Annotated in this window: 14 protein-coding genes and 1 pseudogene; 10 read left to right on the forward strand and 5 right to left on the reverse strand. The window is 45.7% G+C overall.

All coding sequences use genetic code 11. The features are described 5' to 3' along the window. Positions 1 to 37: 37 nt before the first annotated feature. The 5 genes from CAG68_RS18365 to CAG68_RS18385 are packed head-to-tail and all read left to right on the forward strand — an operon-like array spanning position 38 to position 8,493. Entirely contained in the window at positions 38 to 2,035 is a 1,998-nt protein-coding gene (locus CAG68_RS18365) for a prolyl oligopeptidase family serine peptidase (protein WP_086047249.1), read from the forward strand. Beyond that, complete coding sequence (locus CAG68_RS18370) at positions 2,036 to 4,177, forward strand: TonB-dependent hemoglobin/transferrin/lactoferrin family receptor (RefSeq protein ID WP_085569371.1); 2,142 nt, start codon at positions 2,036 to 2,038, stop codon at positions 4,175 to 4,177. It abuts the gene before it with no gap. 9 nt (positions 4,178 to 4,186) lie between these two features. Further along, positions 4,187 to 6,439 (forward strand): proprotein convertase P-domain-containing protein, encoded by a 2,253-nt coding sequence (locus tag CAG68_RS18375; protein ID WP_086047250.1) that lies wholly within the window; start codon positions 4,187 to 4,189, stop codon positions 6,437 to 6,439. A gap of 25 nt (positions 6,440 to 6,464) precedes the next feature. After that, on the forward strand, positions 6,465 to 7,916 hold the full coding sequence (locus CAG68_RS18380) for an Lcl domain-containing protein (protein ID WP_086047251.1): 1,452 nt from the start codon (positions 6,465 to 6,467) through the stop codon (positions 7,914 to 7,916). Position 7,917: 1 nt separating this feature from the next. Further along, positions 7,918 to 8,493, forward strand: coding sequence for an Lcl C-terminal domain-containing protein (locus CAG68_RS18385; protein WP_005375151.1), 576 nt, complete (start codon positions 7,918 to 7,920; stop codon positions 8,491 to 8,493). Positions 8,494 to 8,601: 108 nt separating this feature from the next. Here CAG68_RS18385 and CAG68_RS18390 read toward each other — a convergent pair whose 3' ends face one another. Beyond that, on the reverse strand, positions 8,602 to 10,245 hold the full coding sequence (locus tag CAG68_RS18390) for a methyl-accepting chemotaxis protein (protein ID WP_054574928.1): 1,644 nt from the start codon (positions 10,243 to 10,245) through the stop codon (positions 8,602 to 8,604). 331 nt (positions 10,246 to 10,576) lie between these two features. Here CAG68_RS18390 and CAG68_RS18395 point away from each other — a divergent pair, with 331 nt between their 5' ends. From CAG68_RS18395 to CAG68_RS18415, 5 genes are all read left to right on the forward strand, one after another. Continuing rightward, positions 10,577 to 11,398: a phosphate ABC transporter substrate-binding protein gene (locus tag CAG68_RS18395; protein WP_005375153.1), complete on the forward strand. Its 822-nt coding sequence runs from the start codon at positions 10,577 to 10,579 to the stop codon at positions 11,396 to 11,398. Between the two features lie 100 nt (positions 11,399 to 11,498). Beyond that, complete coding sequence (pstC, locus tag CAG68_RS18400) at positions 11,499 to 12,431, forward strand: phosphate ABC transporter permease subunit PstC (RefSeq protein ID WP_005375154.1); 933 nt, start codon at positions 11,499 to 11,501, stop codon at positions 12,429 to 12,431. A gap of 22 nt (positions 12,432 to 12,453) precedes the next feature. Beyond that, positions 12,454 to 13,317: a phosphate ABC transporter permease PstA gene (gene pstA / locus CAG68_RS18405; protein WP_005383923.1), complete on the forward strand. Its 864-nt coding sequence runs from the start codon at positions 12,454 to 12,456 to the stop codon at positions 13,315 to 13,317. A gap of 60 nt (positions 13,318 to 13,377) precedes the next feature. After that, the gene (gene pstB, locus CAG68_RS18410; protein ID WP_005375156.1) at positions 13,378 to 14,127 is read left to right on the forward strand and encodes a phosphate ABC transporter ATP-binding protein PstB; all 750 of its coding nucleotides are present in this window, start codon (positions 13,378 to 13,380) and stop codon (positions 14,125 to 14,127) included. A 327-nt stretch (positions 14,128 to 14,454) separates the two neighbouring features. Beyond that, the gene (locus tag CAG68_RS18415) at positions 14,455 to 16,578 is read left to right on the forward strand and encodes a sensor domain-containing diguanylate cyclase (RefSeq protein ID WP_161441480.1); all 2,124 of its coding nucleotides are present in this window, start codon (positions 14,455 to 14,457) and stop codon (positions 16,576 to 16,578) included. 129 nt (positions 16,579 to 16,707) lie between these two features. Here the strand turns inward: CAG68_RS18415 and CAG68_RS18420 are convergent, their stop codons facing one another. From CAG68_RS18420 to CAG68_RS18435, 4 genes and pseudogenes are all read right to left on the reverse strand, one after another. Beyond that, the gene (locus CAG68_RS18420) at positions 16,708 to 18,354 is read right to left on the reverse strand and encodes a BatD family protein (protein WP_161441481.1); all 1,647 of its coding nucleotides are present in this window, start codon (positions 18,352 to 18,354) and stop codon (positions 16,708 to 16,710) included. A 4-nt stretch (positions 18,355 to 18,358) separates the two neighbouring features. Further along, positions 18,359 to 20,094: pseudogene (locus CAG68_RS18425) on the reverse strand (VWA domain-containing protein). Continuing rightward, on the reverse strand, positions 20,087 to 21,091 hold the full coding sequence (locus CAG68_RS18430; protein WP_161441482.1) for a vWA domain-containing protein: 1,005 nt from the start codon (positions 21,089 to 21,091) through the stop codon (positions 20,087 to 20,089). The pseudogene CAG68_RS18425 and the gene CAG68_RS18430 overlap by 8 nt, the downstream one beginning before the upstream one ends. After that, positions 21,084 to 21,560: a DUF4381 domain-containing protein gene (locus CAG68_RS18435; RefSeq protein ID WP_161441483.1), complete on the reverse strand. Its 477-nt coding sequence runs from the start codon at positions 21,558 to 21,560 to the stop codon at positions 21,084 to 21,086. Before CAG68_RS18435 ends, CAG68_RS18430 begins: the two co-directional genes overlap by 8 nt. Positions 21,561 to 21,586 lie beyond the last annotated feature (26 nt).

Consider the following 21,586-nt stretch of genomic DNA (forward strand, 5'->3'; position numbering starts at 1 on the left):
CCATTGTATTAATCCTATAAATGAATTCGCTCTCTATATGAAATTTACTCATGTTTTTTTAGGGCTCATAATTACCTCTAGTTCTGGCTTTGCTGCTGATGATTTCAACTGGCTTCGAGATGATGCTCGTAAAGATGAGCGAGTTCTTACCTACCTAACAGAACAAAACCACAAAACTGAACAGCACCAAAAAAGTTATCAGACGTTGACAAAAAACCTACTCACGCAGTGGGGTACCATGGTGGCAGACAAAGGTGATAAGCCATGGTCGATCATGAGTGGAAGAGAGTGGACGCTAACGCGTCGCGATGGTCGTTACTTACTGTTATCCCGTGCGAGTCAACATGCGCCAGAAAACGTGGTGTTCGATTTCGATAAACGACAATCTGCGCATCAGTACTACCAACTTGGTCAATGGCAAGTGAATGGTGACACATTACTTTTCACGGAAGATATCGACGGCAGCGAACAATATCGCGCCGTGGTTGTTGATTTACTCTCCGGTCAATCTACGGAACTGGTGACGCACGTCGATAGTGGCGTATTGTTGTCACCTAACGGGAAAGTGGCATTCCTCGTTGCAAAGGAAAAGCGCACTCAGCGACCTCATCAGATCTTACGTATCTCCACTGAATCTTTGGCAAAAACAGTCCTATGGAATGAACCCAAGTCAGATTGGTTACTTTCTTTCTATCGTGCGGCAGATAGCCGTTATGCTGTGCTGCAAAGCAACAACGAGTCAACAACAGAGCAGAAGCTTGTCGACCTAGAAACGGGCACTGTCTCAGATTCATTGCGAAAGCCTGAAGTGGGTGTGGAATATTACGCGGATGTGGCGAAAGGTTACATTTATCTGAAAAGCAACCTTGAAGGAAAGTTCGCCCTTTACCAAGTCGAACTCGCACCGCTTGGCGCAACATGGCAACGCTTCACCAATCCTCGTGAGCCGCTTGAACAGTTCTACCTTTATGATGCAGGAGTTGTGGCACTTAGCAAGCCAAACAATGTGTCGACTTTGACGGTGTATTCTTACCAAGGTCAGGAAAAAGTGATACTGCCATTGGAACACGATGGTAATGTCGCTTGGCTAAGCACGTTGGGCGATTTTGAATCAAACAAGATTCGTATCCGAAGCATGTCGATGACTACGCCTCCTCAGTGGGAAGAGTTCGATGTAAAAACGCTGAATAAATCCTTGTACTCTCAAGATGCTTACCAAGACTTTGATAGTCAGCGTTATGTATCCCAACGTATTTTTATTAAGCACGACGGCGTTTCTGTCCCGGTCTCTTTGGCGTATCGCAAAGACAAATTGCACCCACAATCTCCTGTGATGATTTACGGTTACGGCGCGTATGGTTTTACGATGAAACCGTACTTTATGCCTCAGGTTATCAGTTTACTCGACCAAGGTGTGATTTACGCTATCGCCCATGTCCGTGGCGGTGGGTACTTTGGCGATGAATGGCACGAGCAAGGCCGTGGTGTGCGAAAAGCCAATTCTATTGGTGATTTTGTCGCGGCCGCGAAGGCGCTGCAAACATTCGAACGTGGCAATAGAGAGGTTTTCGCCATCGGTTCTAGTGCTGGTGGCACGTTGGTGGCCGGAGCGGTTAATCAAGATCCTAAATTGTTTTCAGGTGCCGTACTTAAAGTGCCTTTTGTTGATGTGGTTGCAAGTATGTCGGATACCTCACTTCCGCTTACCACACAGCAGTATGGCGAATGGGGTAACCCAACCAAACCTGAACAATTGGCGTTAATGAAGGCGTACGATCCGATTCTCAATATCCATAAAGACGCTTACCCACCCATGTTTGTTCAAGTCGGTTTAATTGATCAGCGCGTGCCATATTGGGAAGGCGCAAAGTATCTGGCTAAAGTTTCAGCGTTAAGTGAGCGCAACGGGCCGTACTTGTTGCAAACTGATTTTAATTCGGGCCACCAAATGGACCCACGACAAGCGCAAGAACAACAAGCAAAAGAATACGCATTTCTACTATCACTCATTAAAACATCTAAAGCGGAGCAGTAAATGAAGCTTACCCCAGTGTCAGCGGCAGTACTTTCGGTACTTGCTGCCAGTCAAGTGCACGCCGAATCTAAGGTTTTCTCAATGGAAGAGGTGGTGGTAACCGCCAATAAAATCGATCAACCATTGTCAAAAGTGGCAGGTAGTGTCGCGGTTATCACAAACGAGCAAATCGAAGAAAGAGGCGAGACCGAGCTATATGACGTGCTGCGTAACGAACCTGGTGTAAGTGTGACGGGCGGTGCAGGACGTCCGCAAAACATTACCATCCGTGGTATGACGGGTAACCGCATTATGATCGTTCGTGATGGCATTCGTTCTGCGGATGGCTTCGGTGCGAATGACATTAATGATGCAGTTGGGAGAGATACTTTTGATTTATCCAATTTTGAATCGCTGCAAATCATTAAAGGGGCAAGTTCTTCGGTGCATGGCTCTGGCGCGATCGGCGGTGTGGTGATTTTAGAATCCAGTCAGCCGGGTGATTTCTTAAAAGACAAAGACTTCTACACCGATGTTTCCGGTACTTACACCGATATCAGCAACAAGTACAAAGGCACGAGTAATCTAGCTTTTCGTTCCGGTGATACAGAGAGTTTGTTTAACGTTTCATACTGGCAGGGGCAAGAGACACGTAACTTTGATGAAGATTTGTATAACCGCGACCTCGATGGTTACAGCGGTGCTTATACGATCAACCACTTTTTCAATGAAGAGGTGATGTTGAAAGCGAAAGCTGAACTCTACACCCAGAACCAAGAGCGTTTGGAGGGTTCACCGTCCATTCAACCTGATGGAATTTGGCATATTGAAGACTTTGCTGAGGATGAAACCACAGAAGAGTACAGCGCTTATATTGGTGCAGAGGTGACTCCGATTAATCCAACTTGGTTCGAAGAGTTGGATACCAAAGTTTACTGGCGTCACACCGAAGTGGTGGAAGACACCAACCGTTTAATGCGCCAAGTGGATCACAATGGTTTGATCACCAAGCGTCGCGAGCTGGAACACAAAACCTTCATTGACGAAACAATTGGCTTCCGTGGCGATTTCACTAATACGATTTATGGAGCAAATGCTGAGCACCAATTGGCTTACGGTGTCGAGCTTTCTACTGACTATTACGAACGCACAGATAGCGACTCCAAGATTGATTGGAACGGAGTAACACCTTCGACCAAACAACCTTTCGCTCCTGCTCGTGCTTATAACATTGGTTTGTACGTTCGAGACATGGTGGAACTGGATAAATGGACCATCACAGGTGGCCTACGCTTTGATGCGCACCGTCTCACGCCAGACGGTGCGGGTGAAGTGGGCGGCTTCCCATTAAAAGACATGGATAGCTCAGAGGTATCTCCAAGCCTGTCGGTTTCTCGTGAAATGTTTGCCAACAACATTGCTTATGTATCTTATAACCATGGTTACCGTGCTCCGGAATACGATAAAGCGTATGGCTTCGTAAGCCACGACTTTGTGCCGCTCACGCCGTTTGTAATTGCACCAAACATGGATCTAGAAGCTGAAACTTCCGACTCATTTGAAATCGGTAACAAGTTCGATAACGGTCGTGCGTATGTCTATGCGTCTTTGTTCTACAACAAGTTTGAAAACTTCATCGACGTTGTGACCACGGGCTTTGACTCAAGCAATGGTAATTACATTAAACAATACCAAAACCTCGATGGTGTCGAGACGTATGGTGCAGAGCTTTCTGCAGGTTACGCGATCACTAAGCGATGGAACATCAGCACCAAGTTTGGCTACGTAGATGGCAAAGACGCGGAAGGTGAATACGTTCGAAGCATTACGCCATTCGAAGGTAACGCTCAACTGAAATACGCCGACCAAGACTTCAATGCTTACGTGGCTTGGAACTGGGCCGCGGCCATGGATCGCGTTCCTAAATGCCAGACCACGCTTGGTCTAGCGACAGAGTGCGCGCAGACAAGTGCGTGGAATACGTTTGATATTGGCGCAACTTACCACGTTTCCAAAGACCTTCGTGTTAGCGCAAACATCATCAACCTGTTCGACAAAGAATACATCCGATACCAAGACGTAGCGGGTATCGCTGAGGAAAGTAAGCGTTACTCAACTGAGCCAGGGCGCTACTTCACGCTGACTGCAAAATACGAATTCTAGGACGAAATCATGAAGCTAAAACCATTGGCGTTTTCACTGCTTATTGCATGTACCCCTGCGGCGCTGTCTGCAGAGTGGGATTATCCCACAACGGATTCTGTGGTGACCAATGAAGCGCAAGCGAAAACTTATTTAGACAGCCACTACTCAGAAGCGGGCGAGTTTAAGTTCCGTTACAAAACCCAGTCTCAGCTTGGTGAGCATTACAATTTTGATGTTTGGGTTAACGGTGAATATCAATCTCAGCGTGCCCTTGTAGTAACAACTGATAAAAATCATCACGTTGTGCGAGTGTTTAAGAGCCTTGAAGATACGATAATTCGCAACGGTAAACCAACGGTTGCAATGGAATTGGAATCGCCTCGCCAACTGCAAGCACAAGAGCCACCGGCTTTGAGCTCTGGAAGTCTGGTTGATGTTGAGGTTTCTTTATTCAACCCAGATCTGCGCACCATGCAACAGCAAGCGGCACCAGAATCGACATGGTCAGCACTGTCCGATTACCCTCAGCCGATCGAGTACGTCACCAAGTCGATTGAGGTTTTAAAGTCGGGAGGTAAGTTCTATCTCTCTAACCCAAGATTAAAGCAAGTGGATGCGACGGGTTTATTTTCAGCCCCAGCACCTGGTGAAGCGCCTGTACTCGATACGTTGGACTTCCTCAGCGCAGAAGGGGTTCAAGCATTTGACAGTGTTGATGAGATGCAAAGCACCGAGTTTGGTGACAATGCGTTCCCACAGTTGATGGCTTTTTATCATCTTGATAGCTCGATCCAATATCTGACAAGCCTGACTTACGACTTGTTTGATGAACCGCTTCGTTTTGATGCTCGCGGTTTATCAAAAGATAACTCTACTTACTATTACGGTCCGAAAGCACTCATGCTGGGTGTCGGTGGTGTTTCTCCGGATGCAGTCGATGCTGATGTCGTGATACACGAGCTTGGGCATGGCATTCATTACCAAATCGTACCGGATTGGGCGTACGGTCACACTGGTGCTATCGCAGAGGGTTTTGCTGATTACTGGGCGGGCAGCGCGAGCTACCGCATTCAATATTTGGATGCTTCGCGTCGTGGTCAAGAATTCGAGTTAGATACGGTGTTCAACTGGGACGGTGTGTTCGGAACACGCAAAACAACTCGTAGCTTATGGAACCAAAGAGCACGTTACTTCGAGAGCTCAGAGTACCCAGCGCACGTCAGTGTGGGCGGTGAACTAGGTGACGAGCTATGGTCAACGCCGCTGTTTCAAGCGCTTAAAGCATCGGTTGAACGATACGGTGATGATACCGATAGGGTGTTCCGCGAGTTTGACGCCATTGTTCTTGAAGGCATGTACGGCATTGGTCGTGGCGTGAAAATGCATGATCTGGCGGAGTCGACCGTGTTTGCCGCAAACACCTTGTTCCCAAATAAAGACTACGCCCAATTCCTGACGGACAGCTTCAACAGACACAACTTACTTAAAGCACCTCTTCGTGTTCGCTATGACGCTCGATACATCGCACAAGGTCAAGACGTTGGTTTGAGCCTGAGCCAAACTGGCCGTGAAGCGAGCATCAAAGGGCAATGGAAGCTAAACAACGCATCTGTTTTCGACTTTGATGAAACGCTTTCTGACTTGACCTCAATGAAGGTGGCGTTACCAAGCGGTCTAGCATGTGGCACGCAATTCGATTCCTCTATTTCATTGGATTATCAATTTGCTGAAGGCCTAAAGACTCACCAGTGGAGTGAACAGGTGATGCTGGTTAATGGTACGCCAGAGCTTGATATCCAGCCTCAATCAGTGAATTCCGCTTTACCGGAGCAGGGCGACAGACTGTTCTCTCAGACGCTATCGGACAAGTCACGCACGATTGATGATTCGTTTGCGGTTTACCTGAACATCGAACATGACTCACTGCAAGATCTGCAAGTGACGCTAGTGTCTCCACAAGGCAAATCGGTCGTGCTACTTAGCCATCAATCAAGCAATACCAAAGGATTTAAAGGTTACTTCACCGCTCAGTATGACGAGGAGTTACAAGCACTTGTCGGTCAACCGAGTTGGGGTACTTGGCGTCTCGAAGTGTCTGACCGCGTGTCAGGGAACTCTGGGGTGTTGAAAGAGTGGGGTGTGAGTCACTTTGCTCAGTATCAGTGTAGTGCTGATACCACTAAAGAAAGCAGTGGCGGTGGTTCAGGTGGCAGTGGTTCGCCTTGGACCTTGTTAGGACTTTTCCTGCTTTCAATGGTGAGAGTGATTCGCTCTCGTTAATTAAAATCAAAAGAAGATAAAATCTATGAAGTTTCAATATTCTTTCGTTGCTATGTCACTAGCCCTAGCTGGCTGTGGCGGTGGTTCTGGTGGTGACACGTCGGCACCGACCTATGATGTAGCTGGCACCATCGTTTCTGCAGGTACACTTCTTGATACGCCAGTGTGCATCGATTTAAACCAAAACTACGTTTGTGATACGACCGAGCCGAGTGCTAAAACGGATAATGCCGGTAAATTTAGCCTGACTTCAAGCGACAGAAACGTACTAACCAGCACCATTCTTGCTCAAGTTGATCAAGGTTCGAACCAAACGTTGCGTCTTGCGGCTCCGGGCCAAAACTTAGCAACGGGTAACACGGTCAATGGTGTAACAACGTTGCTCGCAGGTCTTGTGGTTGACGGTAAAACCGTTGCTCAAGCTGAAGAGATTGTGAAAGCACAACTCACCGATGCCGGTGTTTCTCTGTCTGGAACGGTAATGTCTAACGCAGAAGCCAGCGAGCTAGATAAGCTAGAGCAAAACACGGTTGCACTATTAGCTGCAATGCAGCCACAACAAATGACCCAAGGCGTAGCGCTGCTTGCTCAAAGCCTTAGCTTCCAGGGTAAATCATTGGCCTCTGATCTTCTGTCTGAAGTGGAAGTGAGTGCATTTGCTGAAGAAATTGTAGCGGTTGCTGAACAAACGGTTGGTAGTAACGATACGGGCGCCGTTCTTTATTTTGCTGAAGGAGCAGCAGACGTAGCAGAGGTTCAAGCGTCTTACCCTGGTCAAGATGCGGAGTACGGCTTCGACAAAGAGGACAAGCAAACGTCGACAGGCGCAGGCTTTAAGTTCGTTAAGTTAGATTCACAAGGTGCTGCTTTAGCTGCAGATGCGACTGAGTGGGCTTGTACTATGGACGAGCGTACTGGTCTTGTTTGGGAAAACAAAAGTGCGGATGCGAGCTCAGTTCAATTTAAAGATCGCCTATTTGCGTTTGAGTCTGAAACATTTAAGCCATTTAGCAAAGATGTAGAGCTTGCAGGTTGTAAAGACGCTGGTGATGAAGTTTGTACCACTAGCCAATATGTTCAGTACATAAACAAACAATCGTTATGTGGAATCACTGGTTGGCGCTTGCCTACTTACCGTGAGACTTATGACTTACTAGACTTTGGTGAACAAACACTGTTTGCTCCGAACGATGAATATGCAAAATACAACGTCTATGGTTTTAATGTTAAATACTTTCCACAGCAAACCATAGGTAGCCCTTATTTAGGATATGGTGCGTTTTGGCATAGCGACTTTAAGTTTACGAATGCATCATCACAACTTATTGATGGCGAGATTTATTTCCCTGCGATTGTCTCCCGGGGCAAAGATAGAGGCACTATTTCATACGTCGAGATTCGATCAAGCAACACAAGTGCGGGTGCCGATGATTCTTACCAATTCCCAATCCGTCTAGTCGCAGTTAAGGGGCAATAAGATGAAGAAATTAATAACTGTACTATCTCTTACTTTGGCTTCTCAAACTGCAATAGCTGCACAAGAGTGTTCTACTGACTTTGCTAAAACGGCACCTAACACGCGTTATACATATTCTGAGAGCGGTACCGTAACTGACCTGAAAACAGGTCTAACATGGATGCGCTGTCCAGTTGGTATGACATGGAATGTAGGAAACCAAGAATGCCAGGGGACGCGATCTACAATGTCATGGCAACTCGCTCTCTCCACAGCCAAACAAATTCGTAATAAGGACGGCAACCATCCTCTTCACAATTTTGCTGACAAAAAAAATTGGCGACTAGCAAATATCAAAGAGCTAGTATCTCTAACTGAGCGAGCTTGCCACAGCCCAGCCATAAATAGTACAGGGTTTGCTAGCGGCTATAGTCTGAAAGATGGAGATGATGTTCTAGGGCGTTATGTCTGGAGCAACACACCTAATGGCGACGGTAAGCATGTTGCAACTTTTGATACGACTAATGGTGAGGTTTTCAATAGAGATCCGTTAAACTCAAGTTTCAAAAGCTCTCTCTTGTTAGTGACAGATGAATAATAATTATTACGTTAATAAGGGTTGATAGCTTTGCCTTTATGATAGGCTCCGCCAGTGCGGAGCTTTTTCTTTTCTAACCTTTGGAACTTATCGTGTTGAGCAGAGTATTTAAACTTGGAACTGCTTAAGTTGATGTTTTTGATTTTCTGCTAAACCAGACAACTCTTGAGCGGCAGCAGCGGATTGCGTAATGCCAGTGACGTTCTGGCTCACTAGTTCATAGATGTTCGTTAAGTTGTTGTTGATATCAGCCGTGACCTGTTTCTGCTCTTCTGATGCGGTTGCAACTTGAGTGTTGATTGAGTTCAGATCGGCGATAGCATTACTGATATTAGCAAGTGATTGGCTAACTTCTTGTGTCAGAGCTTGGTTGTCTGACAACATGGCTAAGCTGGAATGCATACTTTCATTTGCGTGACCAGATTGTTGCTGTAGCTCTTCTATAATGGTTTGGATCTCTTTGGTGGACTCCTGAGTTCGCGCTGCCAGCATACGTACTTCATCGGCCACTACCGCAAAGCCTCGGCCACTTTCGCCCGCTCGTGCAGCTTCAATCGCTGCATTCAGTGCAAGTAGATTCGTTTGCTCAGAAATACCTTCAATCACTTCGATCACGCGACCAATGTGTTCTGATTGATCTTTTAGCGAAGTCACGACGGCAGCGGCTTCGTTAAGTTGTTCCGCCATCTTTTCACTTGCGCGAGTACTTTCCCCAAACATGCTTATACTTTGTGAGGTTAACGTACGTGCTTGATTTGATGCACTATCGGCTTCTTGTGCATTGGTCGATACTTCAGCTGCGGTCGACTCTAGCTGATTGATCGCCGAGGCTACTTGCTCAACTTCTTGCTTTTCTTGATCCGAGTTGACGCTGCTTTGAGTCATAACAGTTGCTAACTCGGTTGATGCTGATGCCACATCTTCACTAATGCGAACCAATGCGCTTACAGTTTCACGTAGTTTTTCTATGGTCTGGTTTACATCTCGAGCCAGCTGAGACACTTCGTTTTTCCCGATGGCTTCGGCCTTAACTAGTAGGTTTCCCTTCGCGACTTCCTGCATCGTTACTTGAAGGTTACGAATCGGCGCAACGATGTAGCTGGCGAGTACCCAACTAATAAGTGAAGCGGCACTCAAGATCACCGCAAGCGAGACGGCGCTGTAAGTTAGCGTGGTTGAATGTTGTTCGCCATTCGTTTCGACTTCATCGGTGACGATTTGATTCAATTGTTTAGATAGTTTGTCGATGGCGTTGATCATCGCTTCGCCAGCTAATCGATACTCAGCCATTGCAGATTCGTACTTTTGATTGAAATCAGAGGTGGTGTAATCAGAAGTGTGTTTAGTGGTGAGCAGAGGTGTCATGGTAACGCGAGTGAAATCAACATAGTGATTCATGGCCTTACGCATAGCATTGACTTCATTTTGAACGCCAGGGAGATTGTCGATGGAGTTAAGAAAATCGCGGTTTTTGTTTTGTCGCTCAGAAAGCTCTTGGTTGAGAGACTGAACATCTTCGGCTCTAAATAGACTATAAATGGCTTTGATGCGCATGGCGTAAGTGTTGTCTACGATGCCGCTAAGTTCCTCTTTGTGAATGATTAGCTTATGGGTGGAAGCCGAAACCTTATTGAATGCTTGATCGAGTTTACCGATTCCGACACTCAGTCCAATGATGAGTAATATAACTGTGAATAGAACAGGCAGAAAAACCTGAAGTTTAATAGAAAGCGTACTAAGAAATTGACGCATGAGATTGACCCTCTATCGGTTTGATTATTATCTTTTTTATAAATAAGCATTTCGATTTTAATTGTTATATTTGCCAAATCAATGAGTTACTCATATCTAATTGTTATGAAATGTACCAAAATCGATGGGGTTATCATCTTGAACATGAGGCAACGTTATAAAAACGTTACGTTCAAATTGAGAGAGGGATAAGTCGCGGAATTAATAGTTAGAAATGACAACGTGTCATAGAGGGTTCAACTAAGTGAAACACAACTGTCATATTCAAATTCTAAAGTGAGCACCGTTCAAGTGAAACACAACGGCAATAAAGCCACTTAAGGAAATTGTGATGAAAAAGACAGTAATCGGTGCAATCGCACTTCTAGGCGCAATGGCAGTGACTCCTGTTTCTGCTAAAGAAACTATCTCTGCAGTGGGTTCTAGCAGCGTAACTCCACTGATGGAAGTTTTCTCTGAAACGTACATGAAGAAGAACCCTAACGTATTTATCGAAGTTCAAGGTCCTGGTTCTTCAGCTGGTGTAAAAGCAGCGAAAAATGGTTCAGCAGACCTTGGTATGTCTTCTCGTAATCTAAAAGACTCTGAAAAAGAATCAACACTAATCGAAGAAGTGGTTGCTCGTGATGGTATCGCAGTGGTTGTTAACCCACAAAACAAACTGCCAGGTCTAACAGCCGAGCAAGTGACTGCAATCTACAAAGGCGAAGTATCAAACTGGAAAGAAGTCGGTGGTGCAGACAAGCCAATCGTAGCCATTACTCGTGACACGGCTTCTGGTACTCGTGGCGCATTTGAAGACATCATGTCTCTAAAAATGAAGATTTCTGGTAAGAAAGTATCAGCTATCTCTCAACGTGCTCAAGTTGCAAACGGTAACGGCGCACTGAAAACAATGGTTGCATCTAACCCATACGCAATCGGCTACATTTCTCTTGGTACTGTAGACAACACTGTTAATGCGCTAGCAATCGACGGCGTTGATGCAACGGTAGCTAACGTTAAAAACGGTTCTTACAAAGTAGCGCGTCCATTCCTTGTTCTTTACAAAGAAGGCAAGCCATCAACAGAAACGCAAAAATTCCTAGACTGGATGCTAACTGACGAAGCGCAAGCGCTAGTTGACCAAAAAGGTTACATCTCAGTTAACTAATCCCATCGGGACTCTAAAGTTTGCTCAGCCCAACGTTTCGGGCTGAGCCTTTTCTATCCATTGTGTTCAACGGCATTGCCCAGAACCGTGAGATTTTTAAATGACCATCGCAACAAATAGTGAAAAGCTTATGAATACTGACGCTAGAGCTATCAGCAAGTCAGGCCTACGCGAGAAGCGTCGTGTAGACTGGAAAGAGCGCATCTTCCACGGCTTGTTCCTAACGAGTGCCGTAATCGGCATTGTTTCATTGGCCGTTATTGCATACTTCATCGTTCGAGAGAGTATTCCGGCATTCCAAGAAGCAGGCGTATCGGGCATTGTCTTAGGACAAAACTGGTTACCACCTGCGCTTTACGGTGTCGCCACCATGATTGTGGCATCTATCGTATCGACGGCTGGTGCTGTCATTGTTGGGGTTCCAATTGGTGTTCTGACCGCCATTTTTATCGCTGAAATCGCACCAAAGCGATTAGCAGACATTATCCGTCCAGCGGTTGAGCTGCTAGCCGGTATTCCTTCAGTGGTCTACGGTTTCTTCGGTCTGGTTATTATCGTTCCATTGATTCAGAAAGTATTTGATGTACCTGCAGGTAACACTATCTTGGCCGGTATTATTGTTCTTGGTGTGATGATTCTACCAACAGTAATTACGGTTTCTGAAACGTCTATTCGCGCTGTCCCTCGTACTTATAAAGAAGGTTCTTTGGCACTGGGCGCATCGAAAATCTACACCATCTTTAAGTTGCTCGTTCCAGCGGCTCGCTCAGGCATCATGACAGGTGTGATACTGGGTATCGGTCGTGCGTTGGGTGAGACCATGGCGATTATCATGGTTATGGGTAACGCGCCGGCAATGCCAGAAGGCATCCTTGATTCGGCTCGTACACTAACTGCAAACATCGCTATTGAAATGTCTTACGCAAGTGGTGTTCACGCGAACGCACTTTACGCTACAGGTGTAGTACTTCTGGTCTTCATCATGTCGTTGAACGCTGTACTACTGTACCTAAACCGAGAAAAAGCGAAGTAATCGCTCGTTAAAGGTGACTATTATGGATCGCGCAAAACTAAAAAAAGCACGCCAGTTCAAAGATAATGTCTTTAACGCATTTGTCTGGATCTCGGCAGCACTAACGGTAGGTTTCTTGTTCTGGATTATCTGGTACATCCTATCAAACGGTCTACAACACGTAGATTGGAACTTCATTACTGATAACTATACGCGCACAGGTGAAGAGCACGGTATCTTCCCAATGATTGTGGCGACCATTTACATGGTTATCGCTTCTATCGCAGTGGCAGCGCCACTCGGTATCATGACGGCAATCTACTTGACCGAATACGCGAAAGTGGGCAGTCGCTTGGTGAAAATCATCCGATTCTGTACCGAGTCATTGGCGGGTATCCCGTCGATCATTTTCGGCCTGTTTGGTATGACTTTCTTCGTGGCGATTCTTGGCCTTGGCTTCTCGATTCTGTCGGGTGCATTGACGCTAAGTATCCTAATCCTGCCAGTTATCATCCGTACAACGGAAGAAGCGCTGATGGCAGTACCACAAACGTACCGTGAAGGCTCTTATGGCCTCGGTGCTTCTAAGATTTACACTATCTGGCGTTTGATTCTTCCGAGCGCAATGCCAGGTATCTTAACCTCGGTCATTCTAAGTATTGGTCGTGTCATTGGTGAGTCTGCTCCAGTATTCCTGACAGCAGGTATGGTTGCACGTATTCCGGATTCTTTATTGGATTCAGGTCGTACGCTAACCGTTCACCTATACAAACTGACTACCGAACTGTTTACCGTTGAAGAATGGAATCAGGCTTACGGTACGGCAACAGTGCTTATCGTAGTTGTTCTCTTGATCAACATGGTAACGAAACTGATTGCTAGACGTTTTAACACCGCAACTTACTAACAACACTAATTAAGAACGCACGTTAAAAGACACGAATTCAAGAATTAAGAGATTAAGACAATGAACAAATTTGATATTGAAAACCTAGACCTATTCTACGGTGACAACCAAGCACTGAAATCGATCAACTTACCAATTCCAGTTCGCCAAGTAACTGCACTTATCGGCCCGTCAGGTTGCGGAAAATCAACGCTTCTACGCTGTTTGAACCGAATGAATGATCTAATCGAAGGCGTGAAAATTACAGGTAAATTGGCGATGGACGGCGAAGATATTTACGGCAACATTGATGTTGCTGACCTTCGCATCAAAGTCGGCATGGTATTCCAAAAGCCAAACCCATTCCCGATGAGCATTTACGAGAACGTGGCTTACGGCTTACGTGCTCAAGGTATCAAAGACAAAAAGACAATTGATGAAGTGGTAGAGCGTTCGCTGCGCGGTGCTGCCCTTTGGGATGAGGTGAAAGATCGCCTTAAATCACACGCATTCGGTCTTTCTGGTGGTCAGCAGCAACGTTTATGTATTGCACGTACAATCGCGATGGAGCCGGATGTGATTCTGATGGATGAGCCAACGTCGGCACTTGACCCAATTGCGACACACAAAATCGAAGAACTGATGGAAGAGCTAAAGAAGAACTACACCATCGTTATCGTGACTCACTCAATGCAACAGGCGCGTCGTATCTCTGACCGCACTGCGTTTTTCCTAATGGGTGAACTGGTTGAGCACAACGATACGCAAGTGATCTTTAGCAACCCTCAAGACGACCGTACTCAAGGCTACGTAAATGGTGATTTCGGTTAATCCACCGTATTTACAAGCATAACTAAATAACTATAAGCGATGGTAACTTTGCCCCTCTTGATGAGGGGCCTTTTTCTTTTTAAGTCGTAGGCTTAAAACATCTACCAACACAAAAATCTTGTAAATAAGAACAACTTTCCTCCCCAGTTTATAAAGCATGTAACTTATGTGAAACATGGCTTTAAAAGTGCTGAAGAGCTCTCGAATGTAACACTAAGTCTGATAATTTTGCGAATGACTTAACAGCTCAAATTTGAACGTATTGATTGCATATCATGGCCTAAGTAGTTTTTTATCGAGGATAAAAAAGTAGATTAGGTTGGTAGGGTGAGTTTAAGAAGTTTTACAAGAAAAGTGTCTTCAACGAGGGACCATCGGTTGCTAGCGGAGGCAATCTTTGATCATTTAGAGAGTCTGTTCTCCCCTCAAGCCCTCGCTATTTTTGAAGATCCTTCAATTAACCCTCGTCATTCAATGAGCTTCTCTCGCGGAGAGCTTTACCCAACCCAAAACTATCCTGAGACATTCTGGGAGTGGGCAAGTCAGTTTGACACCTCTGAAAGCATCATACCTCTGGCGATCAACACTTGTAATTGGAATCACACCCGAGATTTAGGTGGTGATAGTTACATCATGATGCTCGACAACACGCCTATCAAACGTACCTACCTACTGATTCAATCTGTTCATGCTCGCACAGCACATAATATCTATGAAGAAAGTTACGACGCAATGCAACTCGCAGCGGCGCGTTGGCAATGTATTCGTGCTGAAAAAAATGCCTCGAAAGAGATCAGGCACAGAGATATTCGTGAAGCGCAATATGTTGATGAGATTAGCCAACGCGAGCGCTTTATCGAAAATATGAAGTTAGTTCAGCAAGTTGCACTCGAAATCTCTAATCCTGATTCTTTAAAGGACTTGTACTACAAAGCCGTCGAAGCGTTACGTGAACGACTTGGGTTTGATCGCTCTACACTGATGCTTCTCGATATGAAAAAGCGTAGCTTCAGTGGTACATACGGTACGGATGAGTCAGGAATTACGATTGATGAATTTCACACACAATATGATTTACACCAACTTAGCGAGGAGTATATCACCGCGTTATCTAGCCTTGAGAGCAACTTAGTTATTGTAGAAGACGCGCCAATATACACAGCAGGCAAGGTCATCGGGCAGGGCTGGAATGCGATGTTGATTTTACGCGATGGCAATGAACCGTTTGGGTGGTTCGCGCTAGATAACTTTATTCATCGTAAGCCGATAACGGCATATCAAAAACAGATGTTGGACTCGTTTGGTTCACTCTTCTCTCAAATTTACATTCGTAAGCGCCAAGAACAAAACGTACGCATGCTGCATTCAAGCATGGTTGAGTTATCACGTTGCACTACTGTCAGTGGAGTATGCAAATCGGCCGTCACTTTCGCCATTAAAAATCTTGGTATTGATCGAATGGCGGTGTTTTTAACTGATGAAAATTGCTCTTACATGCAAGGAACGTGGGGTACCGATATTCAAGGGAACGTGGTGGATGAATCTTACTTCTTTGGCGAAACCCAAGATTTCTCTCTTATAAATCTGGCTCGCTCAATGCCAAACGAAGTCGCATTTGAAGAATCAGTGCCTATTTATCATGACTGTAATATTGTTGGCTTTGGTTGGGCTGCGATGACGGTATTGACTTCAAATAGCAGTGGTCCTATCGCCTTTATCGCTGTTGATAATTTGCTGACACGTGCGCCCTTAACTTCTCAGTTACGTGAAGTGATTCGTATGTTCGCGTCCAGCTTAGCTGAAGTATTGCAACGTACTCAAGCTCAAGAGGCGATTCGCGAATTAAACGAAAACTTAGAGCTGGAGGTTCAGAACCGAACAAAAGAGTTGGAGGAAGCCAATCGACAGCTTGAGGTACTTTCTAAGCTCGATCCTTTGACGCGTCTTGGTAATCGCCGCATGTTAGAGCATGTGATGCAAAAATATTGCGCCCTAGAGTGTGAAGACGACATGTCGTTTGGCCTGATCCTGATTGATATTGACCATTTTGGCTTATTCAATAATCACTATGGTCACCTCGAAGGCGATATTGCATTGATGCGAATTGGCTATATCTTGGATCATCATACCAAAGGTGAAGATGAAGTTTTTTGCCGTATCGGTGGTGAGGAGTTTGCGTTGCTCATGATTGGTTCTGAGCAAGAGGAGGTTCGACTGAGAGCAGAGTGCATTCGTCAGTGCATCGAGGGCGAGGGGATAAAACATCGACATAACCCAGAAGGGGAGTTACTTACCGTTTCAGTCGGTTACTCCTGTTATAAAGCGAAAGGCAAAGACTTTAATTTCGACCATTTATATCAGTTGTCGGATAAGGCACTCTATCAAGCGAAGAATCATGGGCGAAATTGTGTAAGGCGATACGAATACGAGCTCCAAGTGTTTGTTGAGTGAGTGATGTTCATAAGAGCAACTTGATAGGGAAGGGGGCGGCGGTTGGTGCTCTAGATAAAACCGCTAAAGCAAATTTGGCCGGATAAGAGAATGGGCAGCTCATGAGAGCTGCCATTGTTATCTAGTTATTTATAGCTTTTCGAGTTGGTGGTCGGTTTTTGTTACGTTTGCTTTGCCAAGGTTTTGAATTTTCGCTAGCAGCGAATCAGGGCTCCAAGGTTGTTGGTTAGCACTAAAACGCGCTCGATTCATGGCATTAAGCTCTTGCTTAATTGCTTGTACGTCACCAGGGTTTAACCTGTCTTGATGAGTGGTTAAATACTCATTTACAGAGCGTTCAATTTTCGCAGCATCGCCCTCTTCGATGACTTTTTTTAGCGCGTCGATGCAAAGTGGTTGTTCAGTATTTGAAACCGTTCCACTCGCTGTTATTGACCGCTTTTTCCATGCCCAAATAGCGATTCCCAATGTCATTATCCAAAGCCCTAAGAAAACAAAGGTTAACGTTCGCCAGAGACTGCTCACACCGCCGCTTGATTCAGGACTAGGGGTTGACACTAAAGGTGCTGAAAGAGGCGATTCCGGCAACGTGATTAGCCCAGTGTCATTTTTCTCTACGTCTAATGTTAGCTCTGGTAACGTTGTTTTCTTCGCTTCATCATTTTGACTGTCCCACCAGTTCAAGTCGTATCCTGGTAAGGTATATTTCCTGGCCTCTGTAGGAATAATGACTTGCTTCACCGTCATGGTAACGGTGCCATCTCTCGCGCTATCGAACTTAGGTTGTTCGGGATACACGCGCAGTGAACTCGGGTAACTAATATTGACTCGTGGCAGATATTCGGCTTGTGTACCGCGAGCCTTAACTTGAATGGTTCGAGTGAGTGAAGAACCTTGCTTTACTGTGTTGATCGCGTTAATCGACAGTAGATTACCTTGATCGTCTTGCCAGCTCTGTGTCATTTCTAACGCTGAAGCAGGAAGCCATTCACCTTTAAATTCGCTCGGAATCGGTTTGACCGTGATTGGCATGCGTTCCGCTTTGGTGTTGATAGGCATTATTTTGGTTGAGCCCGTCAAGCTGTCGCCATAAATATAAGAACCGGTCAGTTTAGGACCTATCAAGGTATAAGTGCCTGGTTGATTGGCCGTTAAGCGAAACGACTGCTCTATGATCGCTACTTCTAACCCATTTAAGATCTTCTGTCTTTGTTGTAAGCCACCCAGTGCCTCAAGCTTCATGCCTTCAATCTGCGGAGGTACTATTTGCGGGTTATCTAGGCGTCGAGTGTCCGCTTTAATTAGAAGTTGTATACGTAATGTTGCAGATTGCTGAGGGTAGAGCGTACTGTTGTCGACCGTAATATTGAAGCTAAATAGATCATCAAGATTGGGGTCTGTTTGGCTCGCGTTGACACGTAGTTTGATCGGCTCCGTTTTCATGCCATCAGCGGAAAAACTTGGAATAGTCAGAACACCTTCTTTCATTGGTGCAATTGAGATACTCCACTCGGTACGCACTGATTTTCTTCCGTTAATGTTATTGCTAGAGCGGCCATAACGAGGTTGACCCAAGAAGAAGTCTTTCTCTAGAACATTGAAGTCGATTGAGTCTGAGCTGAGCTCAGTATCTGAAATGATTCTGAGGTTAATCACTTCATTCTTGGCTACTTGTGTTTTATTCACACTAGCTTGAAGTGTCTGTGCCATCACCGAGAAACTGGATATTAGGCTGGCCACAAAAATAAAGACCAGTTTTACGCCTTTGTTCATCACAGGCTTACCACTCCTTTTGAGATTGTTGTGGAGGTTGTTTTTGTTGCGCTTGAAGTTGCATTTGCGCACGGATCAAAAAGCTTGGGTCGCGAGCACTTTCTACTGCTTCTAGTCGACGGAACTCAGGATCATCCTGATGCATTTTTTCGGGATGCGCTTTAGCCTGTATTGGTTCACCTTGATCCTTCACTTGCTTGTCATCTCGTTGCGGTTGATGTTGTTCCGTTTTTTGTTTTTCTTTTTTATTTTCAGAATCTTGCTGATTTTGTGACTGTTGTCCTTGCGCTTCTTTCCCTTCGTTTTGAGACTTTTGTTGCTGTTGCTGTTGCTGTTGCTGTTGCTGTTGCTGTTGCTGTTGCTGTTGCTGTTGCTGTTGCTGTTGCTGTTGCTGTTGCTGTTGCTGTTTTAGCTTTTCTTCTACAACCGATAGGTTTTTCTTCGCGGCTTCAAAGTTAGGCTTTTCCTCTAGCAGTTTTTTATACAAATCAGCCGCATCTTCTAATTGACCATTTTGAGCGAGCGAGTTGGCGAGGTTATAGCGGCCGTTAAGGGAGGCATCATGAGAAAATGCTTCGATAGCGGCTTCGTAGTCACCTTTTTGATAACTGGCGGCTCCTTTCCAGCTTGGGTTTGTAAATAGGTTTTGCGCCTGTTCATACTCACCTTGCTTGTAGAGTTCCGCTCCTTGTTGGTCGGCATTTAAGAACGGATTAGCTTCTGCATGCGGTGTCCACGTTACTGGGACTACAGTCGCAACTACCACCCAAATCAGGCCGCGTCGAAACAGTAAAGCCGCAGGAATAAGTAACAACGGCAGTAACCAAAAGCCACTGTTGAGACGAGAATCAGTTTTAACTTCTTCGCTTTGGGTCGCAGAAAGCTGGCTACCAATGTTATTGGTAAAGGCCGCGATGTTTTCAACACATCACGGTTGGTGTGCTGAATAGGAACAAATAGGCCACCAGTCTTATTCGCTAGCGTTTGTAGATTTTTCAGATTTGTTTTCGCTACGACGGTAGTGCCTTGTGCAGTTTTTAGCAGAGAGCCATCGGGCAGCGCGATAGGCGCACCGTTAGGAGTCCCGACGGCAAGAACAGAAATGCGAAACTTTGTACCTTGGACTAAATCTAACGCGCGAGACAGCTCTGACGTATCAAGATCATCCGCTAACACGATGATATCGCCTTGTTGCGTGCCGGCTTGAGAAAACTGGTTGATCGCAAGTTCAATCGCGGCAGGCAGGTTTGCTCCTTGAAAAGGCATCAGCTCTGGTGACAAATTTTCGATAATGCCAGCAAGCGTGCTGGAATCCGTTGTCAGTGGACTTAAGTTATAGGCATCGCCAGCGTAAGCAATAAGTCCAGTGGCTCCCTCTTTCCATTTAGGCAGCAAATCGAGCGCCTTATAACGTGTTTGTGCTAGCCGATTGGGTTTGATGTCTGTAGCAAACATAGAGCGAGACATATCAAGCACCAAGATACGGTTTTGGTTTAACTCAAAGCTTGGTCGAGCATTGGACTGCCAGCTTGGCCCCGCTAATGAAATGCAAGTTATTGCCCAAGCTAAACCCCATAGAGTGAAGTAATGCTTAGACTGCGTGTTTTGTCCGAGCATCCGCGCTAGGTGAGGGGCAATCAGTGTGGATTTTTGGGCTCTAAATTTGTGATTAAGCAAGAGTGCGATAGGGATCACGATGAGCCCCAAAAGCCAATAAGGATTGAGGAAAATAAACTCAGCCATGTTTTCTCCTTAACAGGAATAACAATACCGATAATACAAATGCAGCGCTTAATGGATATGGAAACCATTCAGACTGTGGGCGCCAAGTTTGTGTGTCGCTAGATACGGGTTCTAGCTGGTTGATGGTGTCATAAATATTTTCGAGCTCTTCTGTATCTCGCGCTCGAAAATATTGTCCACCTGTCACCTCTGCCACTTTAGTCAGTGTTTGTTCATCTAAGTCGGCTGCGGTGTTGACTTTGCGAGTCATGAAAAACTCTTTCACCATCATTTCACCAGCGCCCACGCCCACGGTGTAAATAGTGGCGTTGTATTTTTTCGCAATTTCCGCTGCTTCTAGCGGCTCGAGCACCCCTGCAGTATTGCTGCCGTCACTGAGCAAAATCATGACTCGTTGCGGAGCATCACTGTCTACAAAGGTTTTTGTGCCTAAACCAATACCATCACCAATGGCGGTTCGTTGACCAACCAAGCCGATGACGGTTTGATTAATCTGCTGCATGACGGTTTTGCGGTCTGCAGTGAGTGGTGTTTGCAAATAAGCATGGTCGCCAAACAAAACAACTCCGAGACGGTCACCTTTTCTCTTTGCTACGAAATCAGACAGAACTTTTTTGACTGCTGTGAGGCGATCGATATATTCGCCGTTGAGTTCCATGTCTTCCTGCTGCATCGAACCGGACAGATCGACGACTAACATCAAGTCCCGATACTTGGGTTGGAATTCAACGGGATCGCCAAACCAAACTGGACGCGCACAAGCGACGACAAGAAGGCCCCAGATCGCGATTGAAAGTGCTTTTTGCAGCGCTTGCTTAGGCTTGCTGCGATTCTCATTGGTTGGTAAGTACGCCAATTTGATCTCGGCTTGTTGAGATTCTTGTGGCAGGAACTTGTATACCAGCCAGGGGATGGGCAACAAAAACAGTGCCCACCACCAGACAAATTCAATGTTTAGCCATTGGGCAAGAGCGGCTATGAGTGTTTGCTCAGTCACGGTTATTTGCCTTTTTCTTTGGTGGCAAAGCGTAGGTTATCCAAAAGACACAATCGTCTATCAAGCTTTGATGATGCCCTTGGGAGGAATTCTGATACAACGCTTCTTGCCACTGATGTTGTTTGTCTACGAATCGACTCTCTTTGGTATGGCTATCGAGAAATTCATACCAAGCGATTCCGGTTAATGGTGCGATCTCTTCACGCGGAAAGTAACTCAATGCTGCCTGGCGCAATATTTCCAGAGCAGAAGAGGGGGTATGAGGCGCGGTAGGTTGAGTTAAAAGTGTTAATGCTGTCTTTTTTGCGCGTAAGTGTTTTTTACGCCATCTCACATAAAGACAAATGCCGAAAACGAAGAGCAAGGTGGCTGCAAGCACCACCCACCATCCCCAAGCGAGCGGAAACCAATCCGGTGCGTTTGGCAAAATCAAAGGTTCAAGGTCTAGGCTTTGGTTGTTTGTTGTCATTATTATTACTGCTTAATAAATACTGC

This window comes from Vibrio sp. V42_P2S4T144 (assembly GCF_009904715.1).
GTDB lineage: Bacteria > Pseudomonadota > Gammaproteobacteria > Enterobacterales > Vibrionaceae > Vibrio > Vibrio alginolyticus.

Excerpts from the sequence above, each read along its gene's own strand:
- CAG68_RS18370 (WP_085569371.1), top strand. The coding sequence starts at position 2,036 with ATGAAGCTTACCCCAGTGTCAGCGGCAGTACTTTCGGTACTTGCTGCC.
- CAG68_RS18365 (WP_086047249.1), top strand. The coding sequence starts at position 38 with ATGAAATTTACTCATGTTTTTTTAGGGCTCATAATTACCTCTAGTTCT.
- CAG68_RS18380 (WP_086047251.1), top strand. The coding sequence starts at position 6,465 with ATGAAGTTTCAATATTCTTTCGTTGCTATGTCACTAGCCCTAGCTGGC.
- pstA (WP_005383923.1), top strand. The coding sequence starts at position 12,454 with ATGGATCGCGCAAAACTAAAAAAAGCACGCCAGTTCAAAGATAATGTC.
- CAG68_RS18375 (WP_086047250.1), top strand. The coding sequence starts at position 4,187 with ATGAAGCTAAAACCATTGGCGTTTTCACTGCTTATTGCATGTACCCCT.
- pstB (WP_005375156.1), top strand. The coding sequence starts at position 13,378 with ATGAACAAATTTGATATTGAAAACCTAGACCTATTCTACGGTGACAAC.
- CAG68_RS18390 (WP_054574928.1), bottom strand. The coding sequence starts at position 10,245 with ATGCGTCAATTTCTTAGTACGCTTTCTATTAAACTTCAGGTTTTTCTG.
- pstC (WP_005375154.1), top strand. The coding sequence starts at position 11,499 with ATGACCATCGCAACAAATAGTGAAAAGCTTATGAATACTGACGCTAGA.
- CAG68_RS18395 (WP_005375153.1), top strand. The coding sequence starts at position 10,577 with ATGAAAAAGACAGTAATCGGTGCAATCGCACTTCTAGGCGCAATGGCA.
- CAG68_RS18385 (WP_005375151.1), top strand. The coding sequence starts at position 7,918 with ATGAAGAAATTAATAACTGTACTATCTCTTACTTTGGCTTCTCAAACT.
- CAG68_RS18435 (WP_161441483.1), bottom strand. The coding sequence starts at position 21,560 with ATGACAACAAACAACCAAAGCCTAGACCTTGAACCTTTGATTTTGCCA.